This window comes from Methylacidimicrobium cyclopophantes (assembly GCF_902143385.2).
In the GTDB taxonomy this organism is placed as follows: Bacteria; Verrucomicrobiota; Verrucomicrobiia; order Methylacidiphilales; family Methylacidiphilaceae; genus Methylacidimicrobium; species Methylacidimicrobium cyclopophantes.
The window spans coordinates 1-11,993 of the sequence record NZ_CABFUZ020000004.1; the positions used below are offsets into that span (position 1 = coordinate 1).

Genomic DNA, 11,993 nt, shown 5'->3' on the forward strand with positions numbered 1-11,993 from the left:
CCTTCTTCCCCTCGCGGGAAGAAGGGCGCGCTTCTTTGTCTCGCAGCCGACGGACGGATCGGGCCTCCTCGGCCGGGCGGGAAGGCGGCTGGTTTCGGTAGGAAGGCCCCCCCAGGGAACCGCAAGAGGCTTGGAGCCGGCGGCAAAAGTCGATATCTATGTACGTAGCGATTGCAACACTATGCGTGAATGAATTAGGAAACACCACGGGCGACGCTCGGGAGTCGCTCTATTGGGTCGTCGTCGATGAGCCGCGCGGTGCGGCGCCGAACAAAGGAAAGGGAGAGTAGCATGGAAAGGGAAATGAAGTTAGGGGGGGAGAGGAAGCGAAGCGAGGGAGAGAATCCGAGGAGAGGTCGTAGCGGAGGAAAACGGGCGCCGCGTTTCTGGCCGGGGATTTTCGCGCTGGCGCTTGCGCCCTCCGCCATCTTTGCAGCCCAAGTAGTCTCGATCGAAGGAGTCGGCATGGCCACCTCCAACTATGCGGTGGAGCTCAGCCAGGGCGATAACCTCGAGCCGGGGAGGATGATTCGGACCAACAACTTCGCGACCTGCACGCTCGGCTGGACTGGGAACCCGGATCGGGTCGTTCTTGAGCCGGCGAGCAACGCCGAGCTCCTGGGGGAGAATCCGATCCGTTTTCGTCTGGATGCCGGGAAGATTCGCTTTTCCGGAAAGGACGTGGAGGTGGCTACGGCCCAAGCCACGGTCATGAGCAAGCAGCCGGGAAACTACGCGATTTCGATCAAGGACCGAAAGGAGATCGTGGAGGTCCAGGAAGGAGAGGCGGCCGTTACGGTCGGGGCCAAGAAGGAGCAATATGCGCTTCGTGGAGGCGAAGCGCTCACGATCGGCGCGGATGGCTCGGCAAAGAAGGGGCCGATCACACCCGAAGGGGGAACCAAGTAGCCCCAGAAGGAAGGCGCCTCCACTCCGGCGGTTGGCGCTCGCCGAGACCGTAGGAGCTGCGATGAGCGAGAGGCTTTGGCGGGTGTTGGTCAGCGGATCGGCTGGGGTTCTGCTCTTTTTTCTGGCGGCATACGGACTTCGCGCCGTCTATAGCTGGAAGCACGAACCGGAGCGGCTTCGCGCCAACCTCATCGTCATCCTGGCACTGGGCTTTCTGCTCGCCTTCCTCGCATTTTTGGCGCGCCTCCCCCATCCTTGATCCGCCAATACCGTCCCCCGAATCGACTCAGGGGTCGTTCCGAAAGGGAAAGCGGTCCGATTGCCCCCGAGGCGAATGGCGCTACCACTGAGCCGGAGTAAAGACTCCGAAGACGTTCGTCAACTCGAACACGAAGCGGATTGCTGTCAGAAAGACGACGATGAAGAGAAAGATGAGGAGGTTGCGAAAGTTCGTATCGCTCCCATCTCCCCCGGGAGGCGGCCACTTCGGATTGGCGACCATGAGAAGTAGCCTAGCAAAGTTTCCGAACTTGGAAATGCAAGAATTGGATCTTCTGCAAAGAAATTGTCCGCCCGGTCTAAGGCGGAAGAGGGCTCGAGCTGGAAAGACCGCGGCCGGGAGCCTGCCGGCAACAAATGGCGATTCCCACGGGATTCGCCCTTCTTCGGTCTCGCGCCTCACCCATTCCCTCCGTCGCCGTTCAAGAGAACAAAATGTCTTGCAGAGCTCGCTTTTCTTGGGCAATTTCTCCTGTGAAAGAGCGGGTATGAGTCGCCCCACCAGAGTGGAAGGCGAACAGGAAAAACCTGCGGCAAAAAGGGGAGGAAGAACCTATGGGTGCCATTTATCTTGTTCTTTGCTGGACGCTGATTTTCGTAGCAGCTTATGCGATCAAAGGCTCCTGAGCCTTTGATCGGTCGCAGAGAAGTCCAAGCCAGCCTGCCCGATTTCCACGGATAGAAGACGAACGGAGCGGGCGGGCTGCGCTCGTGGATGCTGCGCGTGAGGCTTCTGGAAAGAAGCATTTTGGATTTTCTTCGTTCCGAACGAACTACTCGAGCGGAAGGAAGTATCTAACTGTTTTTGCATCCTACCTGTCGGAATCGAGCTCATTCGATTGCGACACGATTCAAAGTTTCTTCGGAAGGAGCCGCTGGCTCTTAGAAACTCGTGGCCGTTCGCTCTATTAGAAAGTGGCTCAAGGGGAGAGAGTCTTTGTAGGACCAGGGAAGGCGCCTAGAATGTTTCGGTGACATCGCCGCAGAGCAGCATTGCCGACCCGTAGAACGGGTTTTTGATCTCCTTGTCGGTCTGAATCCAGCTCGCCTGGGCCATTGGACAGGTGCAAACAAAGTAGTGGCCGGTCTGAACCTGGTGCGCACGAAAGAGGGCGATGAGTCGGTCGCTGATCTCCTTGTAGGCAAGGCGGGCGCTGTCGAGATCGGTTGCTTTGGCGAGCCGATCGATTTCTGGAGATAGCTCCTTCGGGAAGAAGCCGCTTTGCTCGCGCTCGACGAGCCCTTTCATGGTCGTCGCCTCCTGGCTCACTCCTTTGAGAGAATCGTCCGCAAGCGCCCTTCCGACCGCAAGGTATGGGGGCATCACCGAAGCGAGAGGAGCGGGGAGAGGAGCGGCCATCGTTGCGGAGGCCCAAGTCGTTGCGATCCACAGGATCGCCAGTAATGGATAGTGTCTTCTCATTCGTGTTGCTTCCTCGATGCGTTTCGTCCTTTCCCGATGCGCGGATCCGCGGGAAAAAGCGCTGGATTGTTCGTCTTCCGGATTGCGGAAGAGACCATACCGAGAGTAGCCCCGCAGAGCAAGACCAAGACTCTATGAGCGTTACGGCGTAACGGAGAAGGAGAACATCATCCCGCTGTGGAGATGCTCGAGGATATGGCAATGAGCCATCCAGGTTCCGGGATTGCTCAAATCGACGAGGATGTCGACGGTGTCGCCAGCGCCGACGAGCACCGTGTCCTTCCATGCCTTGTTTGGGTTTTCCTCCCCGTTGGTGTTGAGGACCAGAAAACGCTGTCCGTGAATGTGAAAGGGGTGCTGCATCGGATGGAGAGAATGGATGTCATTGATGATCCGGATCTTGGCGAAACTTCCCTGCTTGAACGTCCAATCGACGTTGCCGCCCATGTCGCCCATCCCCTTTGCCATCTTCTGGCCAAGAACCTTGCCCGTATCGAGATCGACGATCTCCCAATGGACCTCTCGGGAAGTAGAGGCCTTATTCTGGTTGTACATATGGTCTTCCCATTCAACCTTCGCCCCCGTCTTGGCGAGGATCGTGAGAAGACCTGGGAAGGCGCCGCCGGCGCTTGGACCGGAAGAGGGAGCGCTGCCTGGTTCCGCCAACCCCTTGGCGGCTTGTTTCGAGACCGAGACGAGAAAACGGATCGTCTTATCCGGAGGCGTATCCCGGAAGCGCGCGGCGAGGGGCTCCATCTCTTCGATGGTCGCTTTGTTTTCCCGCAGCGTAGCAAACTCCTTGGCATAGGAAGGGGTCGCCTCTTCCGAGCCGACGCGGAAGGTAATGAGCTCGTAGGTGCGCGGGCCGACCAAGGGGTCGACGGCGTGGTGAATGAGCTTGTACTCTCCCTCCTTGGGGAAGTAGCACTCGACGATCTGGCGCTCCGAGGGAGAGACGACGACCGCGTCGGTCCACTGTTCCCGCTCATACCGTCCGCCGTCGGTTCCCACGAGCTTCATCTGAATGCCCGGAAGTTGGAGCCGGAAGGGGCGCGCCGAGGCGCTGTCGAGGAAGTAGAGACGGAGGAGCTCTCCCTTCTTGACGTCGATGTCGATGTGGGTTTTGCCGTTGACGAGGGGGGTGTTCCCGTATCTTCCCATGAAGGCGAAGTTGATGTAGTCGGCGTGGTACTCCGGAACGACACCGTCCTTGATCAGGATGTCGGAAAAGACGAGCGGGATCTGCCGATTGGCGGGCCCCCAATAGTCCTTGTCGGAGGGCTCGACCATGTAGACGCCGTAGAGTCCGAGCTCCTGCTCGAAGTCATCGCGGTAATGGGGGTGATACCAATACATTCCCGGGTCGGGGAAGCGGAAGTGGTAGACATAGGTGGTGCCGGGGGCGATCTCGGGCTGGGTCACATCGGGAACGCCGTCCTGGGAGTTGTCCTGCCGCAGGCCATGGGAATGGATCGTGGTCGGCACTCCGATCTGGTTGTTGAGGGTGACGGTGATATGTCCCCCTTGAGGAACCCAAAGGAAGGGACCGGGGACCGATCCGTTGTAGGCCAGGAGCTTCACCTTCGCTCCCGCGATGGTTTCCTGTACCTTGTCCGCGGAGATCGAGAAACTCTCTCCGTCCTTGAGATGGACGACTTCGAAAGGCTTTGCTGCGGGGTAAGCGTCGGGGTCGACGGAAAAGTCGTACTGCTTTACCGGAACGGCGTTCCGCTTTTGCAGGAAGACAAAGCTCCCCGCGGCGACCACGGCTAGCGTAAGCAAAAGCAGCCATGTCGACTTCTTCCTTCCTCCGACAAGTTGGCTCATTTCGATCTCCTTTTTCCGGTGCCGCACGAAACGGCTCCATCCAATCTTCTTAAAAATAGCTCGAAAGTGCGTGCGGCGCTAGGGCGGACGCCGCGGCTTACGAAGCGCTGGCTTCGATGCCTCGGGGTCCGGCGAGCCTCGGTCGGCGAGCCATGCGGCGATAGAAGAAAACCCCTCCTGCGGCCACGACGAGCAGACCGCCCGCTGCAACCCCCATCCACATCACGCCCATCCCCACATTGATCGGAAATCGGAAGACGAGCGGTTTCCCGTCCGCCCCGTTCTTGCCGACCAGCGTGAGATCGACCATGTACCGGCCTCGGTCGGGTAAGTCGAGATCGAGCGAAGCGACCCCGCTCGAAAAGACTTGGGCCGGAAAGTGAGCGACCACCTTTCCTTCCGAAGAGGTTACCGTGCACTCCAGCGGGATCTGCCGAAGCTGTGGGGTCACCAGATCGAGGACCAGGCTCATCCTTCCCGTCGTCGGAACGTTCTGGCAATAGGTCTTGAAGTTGCCCATGCCGCCTTGGCTACGGACATAGACATCCAAGTGGATGGCATACCCTTCTTTCTGCATCAGTCCGCACTCGAGCCCTCCGGTTCCCCCGCCCCCATGCGCCCAGGACGAGCTCGGTTGGATAGACCACGCGAGCGCGAGCGAAATTCCTAGGATCCGCTTCCACGCTGGCCATTTCTTCTGCATCATTTTCTCCTTTTTCCGCTCCCCGCCCCGCTTGAGAAGCGCGAGGAAGAGCCCGCCGGCTTCGATGTAAGACTCGTTTATAAGAATTACTGGCAATTCCGCCTTTGCCGCAAGCAGAAACTCCCCCGACTTTCCGTAGTCGCTGGGATCGGAGCGTCCCCGATGGGAGAGTCGGGTTTTGCCTGATCCCTCGCGACGGGGGAAGAAGCTCCCCTGCCGAGGAGCATTTCGGCAAAAGCCGTGCGCTTTCTCCGATTCGCGTCGACGGCCGGCAAGACGGGGTTCTTCTCCCGGGAAGGAGGAATTCTCTTGCAGAGTTCCTTTGTCTGATATTTCGGCTTCTGCGGGAGATCTTCTTTTTTTCTTTTGCTCCCTTCTTCCCCGCCGAGTAGGCTTATCCAGCAAAAGTGAGCAATTGGTGGACAGGGAGCAAGAGCCTCGTTCCGGGAGCTTCGGGGGTCCCAGAGCGAGGGTGCGGGAATGGGGCGTTACGCCTGCTTTTGGCGATTCTTGCCGTCTCGGTTTTGCTCGTTCCGAACTCTTCCTTTGCGCACCGCCATCGTCCGAAGGGACCCATCGACTGCGGCGTCGTCAGTCAGGATGGCTATACCGCGCATCTCGACATCTGCAAGTACGAGCCGTTGGGGCAGTACGACAGCTATTGCGAGAACGTACCGAAGTTGGGAGAGGCGACCCTGGTGCTCGATCTCATGAGCCATCCTCTCTGGAAGACGCCGCTCACGCTCACGCTCATTCGTGAGGCGACGCACGAAATTACGGCGGAGGCTCCGGCCCATGTCTACCGCGAAGGCATCGCCTCCTTTCGGGTCCATTTTTCCACTCCGGGACGCTATATTCTGGAGGTAAAGCCCCAGGGGGCGGTCAACGCGGCGAAGCAGCCCGTCGTACTGAGGTTTCCTATCACGGTCGGGATGCCTTCGGCCAAGAGGTTCGCCTCGTTCGGTGCGGGGGAGCTCATCGCCTTGGGCATCCTCGGGTTCCTGCTCTACCGCTTCTGGCGCAAGCGCCAGCTCGAGAGATTACGGAAGTCGCGACCTTTTTAAGGCGAGCTGCGGGAAATCGCCTGGGGCGGGGCGAGGACTTTCCCGGAGCGGAGCATTCGTGCCCCAGCGAGAAAGGGTTGGCTTTTCGGAGAATCGGCGGCAATCTTTTCCGGCAGGCGTCCCGTGGCATCTTCCCTTCCCCCGCCCGAGAAGCTTTCGGGCCTCGTCGAACGGGTCACCTTTTTTAGCGAAGAGAGCGGATTCTGCGTCCTGAAGGTCAAGGTCGCCGGCAGGCGGCAGCTCGTCCCTGTGATCGGGAGAGTCGCGTCGGTCGGGCCTGGCGAATGGCTTACGGCCGAAGGCCGGTGGGTCCGGGAGCGGGAGCATGGACTCCAATTTCGGGCCGACTCCTTGCGGACGACGCCGCCGACGACCTTGGAGGGGATCGAAAAGTATCTGGGCAGCGGGATGGTCAAGGGAATCGGGCCCGTTTATGCCAAGAAGCTCGTGGAGCGGTTCGGCGAGAAGATCCTAGAGATCGTCGAAAAGGAGTCGGCCAGACTCGAAGAGGTCGACGGGATCGGGCCGACCCGACGGAAGCGGATCAAGGATGCATGGAACGAGCAGAAAGCGGTCCGGGAGATCATGCTCTTCCTCCACTCCCACGGGGTGAGCACGAGCCGGGCCTTGCGCATCTACAAGACTTACGGGCCGAAGGCCGTGGAGACCGTCCGCGCCCAACCCTATCGGCTCGCCCGGGATATTCCGGGGATCGGCTTTCAAACCGCGGATCAAATCGCCCGGCGAGTGGGCATTGCTCAGGATTCCCTCGATCGGGCTTGCGCCGGCCTCGCCCATCTGCTCCTGGAGGCTGCCGAATCGGGCCATTGTGCGCTTCCCGTCCGGCTGCTGCTCGAGGGAGCGGAGAAACTCTTGGAGCTCGAGGAGGCTCGGCTGCGGGAAGCGATGGAACGATCGGCGGCGCAAGGAGATCTCCTCCTGGAGGACGAGGAAGGCGAGTCCTGGGCCTTTCTTCCTTACCTCCAGCGCGCCGAAGAGCGGATCGCGGAGCGGATTGCTTCGCTTCTCTCCCGGCCGCCCCGCTATCCTCCAATCGACTGGGAAAGAGCTCTGGAGTGGGCGCGGGAGAGGACCGGGAAGGAACTTTCCGCGAGTCAGCGGACGGCTTTGCGCCGCGCCCGCGAGAGTCGCCTGCTCGTCGTTACCGGCGGACCCGGAGTGGGGAAGACGACCTTTTTGCGCACCCTGCTGCTGATCTTGGGAGCAAAGGGGGTGAGGGTGCTTTTGTGCGCTCCCACCGGACGCGCCGCGAAGCGGTTGGCGGAAGCAACCGGAAGAGAGGCCAAGACGATTCACCGGCTGCTCGAGGTGCAGCCGGCGACGGGGAGGTTTACTCGGGACGAGGATCGACCACTCGAGTGCGACCTGCTCGTGGTCGACGAGTGCTCGATGGTCGACGTTCCGCTCTTCGGCCACCTCTTGCGGGCGTTGCCCGAGGAAGCGGGTCTGCTTGCGGTGGGAGATGCCGACCAGCTTCCGTCGGTAGGGCCCGGCATGGTGCTCCGGGATCTCGTCGGGAGCGGAGTTGTTCCGGTCGCCGAGCTCACCGAGGTCTTTCGGCAGGCCGCCGGTAGTCGGATCATCGCGACGGCTCACCGGATGCGGCGGGGTCTCTTGCCGGAGCGTTCGGAAGCGGAAGAGTCGGATTTCTATTTTGTTTCGCGGGAGGAGCCCGAAAGGATCGCCTCGACCCTCTTGGAGATGGTGAAGACGCGAATCCCCCAGCGGTTCGGTTTGGATCCCCTGCGCGAGATCCAGGTGCTCTCTCCGATGAATCGAGGGAGCTTGGGCGTCATCGAGCTCAATGAGCGATTGCAGGCAGAGCTCAACCCTCTCGGTCACGGGGAGATCGAGGTCGAGCGCTTCGGTTGGTGCTTCCGGCTGCGCGACAAGGTCATTCAGACGAAGAACAACTACCAGAAGGAGGTCTTCAACGGAGATATCGGGGAGGTGATTCGGATCGATCCGGAGGAGCAGGTCGTGAGCGTCCGTTTCGAGGGACGGGAGCTTCCCTACGAGTTTGGCGAACTCGATGAGCTCTCCCCCGCCTACGCGATCACCATTCACAAGTCCCAGGGCTCCGAATTTCCTGCGGTGGTCATTCCGCTGGCGATGCAGCACTACCTTCTGCTCCAGCGTAATCTCGTCTACACGGCGCTTACGAGGGCCAAGCGGCTGGCGGTCCTCGTCGGCCAATGGAGGGCGCTTGCCGCGGCGATCAAGAACGATCGGATCGAGCGACGTTTCTCCCGGCTCTTGCCGCGGCTTCGACGGGCTTGCGGCGTTCCGCAGCGACCCCTCTTTCTTACAGAATGAGCATTGCATCGCCGTAGCTATAAAAGCGGTAGCCGGATGCGATAGCCTCCCGGTAGGCCTCGTGGATGAGCTCGAGGCCGGCGAAGGCCGAAACTAGAAGGAATAGACTCGATCGGGGGAGATGGAAGTTGGTGAGGAGCGCCCCGGTACGCCGGAAGGCGCAGGGAGGACGGAGGAAGAGGTCGGTCGTTCCATTCTGGGCGCAGAGGTCGGGCGCGGTTTCGAGGACGCGGGCGACAGTCGTCCCCACGGCAACCAGCCTTCGGGAGGCTGCCGCGGCTTCGGCGAAACCCGAGGGGATCGAGAAGCGCTCCGGATGGAGACGGCCGCTCCGCCATTCGGCAGGACCAATCGGTCGGAAGGTGCCCGGGCCCACGTGGAGCGTGACGAACGCGTGGGGGAGACGGGCGAGGAGCTCCGGGGTGAGGTGAAGGCCCGCGGTCGGGGCGGCTACCGATCCGGGCTGGCGGGCGAAAACGGTCTGATAGCGTTCGGAATCGGAGAAAGAGGAATCAGACGCGCGGCCGCGCCGCTTGCGAATGTAGGGAGGCAGGGGAGGGAGGCCGAATCGCTCCAAGCGGAATGGCCGGGAAAAGCGGAGGAGACGTTCGCCGCGGGAACGCACCCCGACGACTTCCGCCGTGAGTCTTTCTTCTTCGGCCTTTCCAAGATCGGCCACGAAGAGAAGCGAGCGGCCGAGCGGGGCCTTCCGGGCCGGCTCGACGAGGGCTCTCCAGAGAAGAGGCTCTTGCTCCTCCAGAAGGAGGAGCGAGAGGCGCGGCTCCGCGCAGGGGAAGAGGGCCGGGATCACCCGGGAGTCGTTGAGGACCAGGAGATCTCCGGGGTCGAGGAGGGCGGGGAGATCGCGGATTCGGTAGTGGGCGATCGATCGGCTCCGGCGGTCGAGGAGCAAGAGTCGGGCTTCGGCCCGGTCGGGAGAGGGAGCCAGGGCGATCCGCTCTTCGGGAAGGACGAAGGAGTAGGGGGCGAGCTCCGGGAGGGACCGATCGAAAGAGGAGGAAGAAGGGGGTCCTTCCGCAAGCATGCCGAGTCCAATCCGCTTAGGGCACGACGATCGGCTTGTCCGCCTCGAAGGAGTAGCGCTCGACTTGAATCCAATGGCCGTCCTCCTTTTCGGGGACCTTGTGAATCTTCACCTGGTCGACGAAGAGCTTCCCGTTCTTTTCGGCCAGCCAGAAGTCGATGTCGTAGATCTTTTCGGGCTCTCCCTTTTCTCGGAAATCGGTGCAGGCAAAGTAATCCTTATCCGGGATGCGGCGGACCGGATTGTGGATCTCCACGAACTCAAGGGGGATCTCCTGCCTGGTCTTCTCGTCCTTGATGCGAAGGACCCCGCCCCCTTCTCGGATCTTATCGGCGAGGTATTCATGGATGGCGGCTTTGACCTCCCAGGCCCTCTTGAACTCCGTATGGCCGGGATGCTCACTCACCGGAAGCCACCACCAGGGTACGGGCATGCGGCTGACCAGCACCCAGCCGTTGCCCTCTTTCCGCGGGACCTTATGAATGCGAATATCCATGAGGACCAGCTTCTTGGCGCGCGGCTTGTACCAGAAGTCGAGTTCGTAGGGCTTGGGAGGCTCGAATCCCTTTTCATGGAAATCGACCGCGGCGAAGTAGCCGTAGCCCGAGATCGAGCGGACCAGTCGGACGCGATCGAAGAGCAGAGGGATCCGTTGGTTTTCGACGGGGTCCTGGAAGAGGAAGACCCCTTGGTTCTCCTGACTCTTTTGGTCGATGTAACGGCGGGCTTCCGTTTCGACCTCCTTTTGCGTAAAGACTTCCTCTTCCTCCTGAGCCAGGAGTCGTTCTCCCAAGGAGAGGAGGGCTAGGAGAAAAACGGAATCTAAGAAAAACTTGAGGAAACTTCGTGATTTTGCCGTCGCGGCCATAGAGAAAAATATTGTAATTACATCTTGGGATGTCAAGATTTCCCGATGGAGAGGACTGCCGAATGAAAGCGAAGGGGCCGCGGGCGGCGCCGGGCAAGGGGAAGAAACGGAACGGCAGCCGCTTGGAGGTGACCAGACGGCTGCCTCGTCATGAAGAGGTGACCCTCTGGCTGCGGGAGCAGATCGAATCCCGCTGCTACGTGCAAGGGGATCGCCTTCCATCGGAGAAGGCACTGCAGCAGCGCTTCCGGGTGAGCCGCATTACCGTGCGGCGCGCCCTGCAGACTCTCGAAGCCGACGGCCTCGTCTATCGCCGCCAGGGTGTGGGTTCCTTTGCCGCCAATCCCCGTCTGCGGCAGGGGCTGGTGCGCCTCACCGATTTTTCCGAGGACATGGCTCAAGCCGGCCTGGAACCCTCCTCGCGGATCCTCTTCCAAGGGGAAGAGGTGCTCGGCCGACAAATCGCCTCCTGTCTGGGACTGGAAGAGGGAGTTCCCTGCGTCCGGCTCGATCGGTTGCGCCTGGGCGACGGGGAGCCGATCGCCTTTGACCAGACTTGGCTGCCCTACGAATATGGCAAGCTGCTCGAAGGACGAGATCTGATCCGGGATACGATCTACCGGATCCTCGGAGCCGATTGCGGCATCGCGATCCTCCGCGGACACTACCGGATCGAAGCGGTCGAGGCAGAGCCCGAGGTAGCCGAGGTCCTGGGGGTGGAGCGGCGCAAACCGCTGCTCTTGATCAGTCGCCTTTCCTATACGAGCCAGAACAAGGCCGTCTACTTTCAGAAGCGCTATTACCGATCGGACCGGGTCGTCTACGAAGTGGAGCTCGAAAGGACGAGCCGCCACGAGGGGGGAACGGTTCCGGTTGGAATGCCGCTGCGGAGCTTTGCTCCAGTCTTCTCCCGGGAGGGGGAAAAGAGCAAAGGCAAGAATCGAACCTAGCCCGAGCGGAGAAGAGCGGATGTCCACTGCGCATCGCTGGCTAGCTGTCTTACGGATCTTCCTGGGGCTCCTCTTCTTGGAGAGCGGGACCCACAAGCTGAGTTGGGGAGACCTGCAAGCCGGCCTACCGATCCCCACCGTCTCCCAAGGGTGGCGAGAAGCCTTGCCGAAACGGCTCTTGGAATTTGCCGAAAAGAATCCGATCGGTTGGTACCGTGCGTTTCTCTATCATGCGGCGATCCCCAATAGCCGCCTCTTTGCCGCGCTGGTGGCTTGGGGAGAGCTTTTGCTCGGGCTTTCGCTCGTGCTCGGGCTTTTCGCCCGCACCGGCGCGTTCGCCGGCTTCTTCCTGGCGGGAAACTACTTCCTAGCCAATTCTTGGATGGGCCCTTGCCAGCGGAACCTCGATCTTTTGCTCCTCGTCGTTCTCCTCGCGCTGGGATGCGTCCAGGCGGGCCAGTGCTGGGGCTTGGATGGAAAGTTCTTTCCGAGTAGAGGGAAGTAGGGCGGATCAGGCGGGGGCCGTCTCCTTCGCCGCGGCGGCTTCTTCATGGAACTGCTCGGGAGAGGGGAGAGGCCCGCGCGGGC

12 protein-coding genes are annotated in these 11,993 nt (G+C 61.0%); 6 read left to right on the top strand and 6 right to left on the bottom strand.

The genetic code is table 11. The features are described 5' to 3' along the window. Positions 1 to 291: 291 nt before the first annotated feature. Both FN369_RS00085 and FN369_RS00090 read left to right on the top strand, forming a co-directional pair. Positions 292 to 909, top strand: coding sequence for a hypothetical protein (locus FN369_RS00085; RefSeq protein WP_178087563.1), 618 nt, complete (start codon positions 292 to 294; stop codon positions 907 to 909). A gap of 61 nt (positions 910 to 970) precedes the next feature. Beyond that, a complete protein-coding gene (locus FN369_RS00090) occupies positions 971 to 1,168 on the top strand; it encodes a hypothetical protein (RefSeq protein WP_142524192.1) in 198 nt (65 codons plus the stop codon). 81 nt (positions 1,169 to 1,249) lie between these two features. Here FN369_RS00090 and FN369_RS10900 read toward each other — a convergent pair whose 3' ends face one another. The 4 genes from FN369_RS10900 to FN369_RS00105 form a co-directional block, all read right to left on the bottom strand. Beyond that, complete coding sequence (locus tag FN369_RS10900; RefSeq protein WP_178087564.1) at positions 1,250 to 1,411, bottom strand: hypothetical protein; 162 nt, start codon at positions 1,409 to 1,411, stop codon at positions 1,250 to 1,252. Between the two features lie 735 nt (positions 1,412 to 2,146). Then, positions 2,147 to 2,611, bottom strand: a complete 465-nt coding sequence (locus FN369_RS00095) for a DUF3347 domain-containing protein (protein ID WP_246189449.1) — start codon at positions 2,609 to 2,611, stop codon at positions 2,147 to 2,149. A 141-nt stretch (positions 2,612 to 2,752) separates the two neighbouring features. Next, positions 2,753 to 4,438, bottom strand: coding sequence for a multicopper oxidase family protein (locus FN369_RS00100; RefSeq protein ID WP_142524194.1), 1,686 nt, complete (start codon positions 4,436 to 4,438; stop codon positions 2,753 to 2,755). Between the two features lie 97 nt (positions 4,439 to 4,535). After that, a complete protein-coding gene (locus FN369_RS00105; RefSeq protein WP_142524195.1) occupies positions 4,536 to 5,144 on the bottom strand; it encodes a hypothetical protein in 609 nt (202 codons plus the stop codon). Positions 5,145 to 5,548: 404 nt separating this feature from the next. On the opposite strand from FN369_RS00105, the gene FN369_RS00110 reads away from it, so the two are divergent. Both FN369_RS00110 and recD2 read left to right on the top strand, forming a co-directional pair. Continuing rightward, complete coding sequence (locus FN369_RS00110; RefSeq protein WP_142524196.1) at positions 5,549 to 6,205, top strand: hypothetical protein; 657 nt, start codon at positions 5,549 to 5,551, stop codon at positions 6,203 to 6,205. Between the two features lie 123 nt (positions 6,206 to 6,328). Further along, positions 6,329 to 8,542, top strand: coding sequence for an SF1B family DNA helicase RecD2 (gene recD2 / locus FN369_RS00115; protein WP_142524197.1), 2,214 nt, complete (start codon positions 6,329 to 6,331; stop codon positions 8,540 to 8,542). Here recD2 and queA read toward each other — a convergent pair. Together queA and FN369_RS00125 are read right to left on the bottom strand one after the other, a co-directional pair. After that, positions 8,532 to 9,587, bottom strand: a complete 1,056-nt coding sequence (gene queA / locus FN369_RS00120) for a tRNA preQ1(34) S-adenosylmethionine ribosyltransferase-isomerase QueA (protein WP_142524198.1) — start codon at positions 9,585 to 9,587, stop codon at positions 8,532 to 8,534. The genes recD2 and queA overlap by 11 nt on opposite strands. Positions 9,588 to 9,603: 16 nt before the next feature. Further along, complete coding sequence (locus FN369_RS00125) at positions 9,604 to 10,455, bottom strand: hypothetical protein (RefSeq protein WP_142524199.1); 852 nt, start codon at positions 10,453 to 10,455, stop codon at positions 9,604 to 9,606. 62 nt (positions 10,456 to 10,517) lie between these two features. On the opposite strand from FN369_RS00125, the gene FN369_RS00130 reads away from it, so the two are divergent. Both FN369_RS00130 and FN369_RS00135 read left to right on the top strand, forming a co-directional pair. Next, positions 10,518 to 11,405 carry a GntR family transcriptional regulator gene (locus FN369_RS00130; protein ID WP_142524200.1) on the top strand — a complete coding sequence of 296 codons (888 nt, stop codon included), beginning with the start codon at positions 10,518 to 10,520 and terminating at the stop codon, positions 11,403 to 11,405. A 19-nt stretch (positions 11,406 to 11,424) separates the two neighbouring features. Next, positions 11,425 to 11,910 (top strand): DoxX family membrane protein, encoded by a 486-nt coding sequence (locus tag FN369_RS00135; RefSeq protein WP_142524201.1) that lies wholly within the window; start codon positions 11,425 to 11,427, stop codon positions 11,908 to 11,910. Positions 11,911 to 11,993 lie beyond the last annotated feature (83 nt).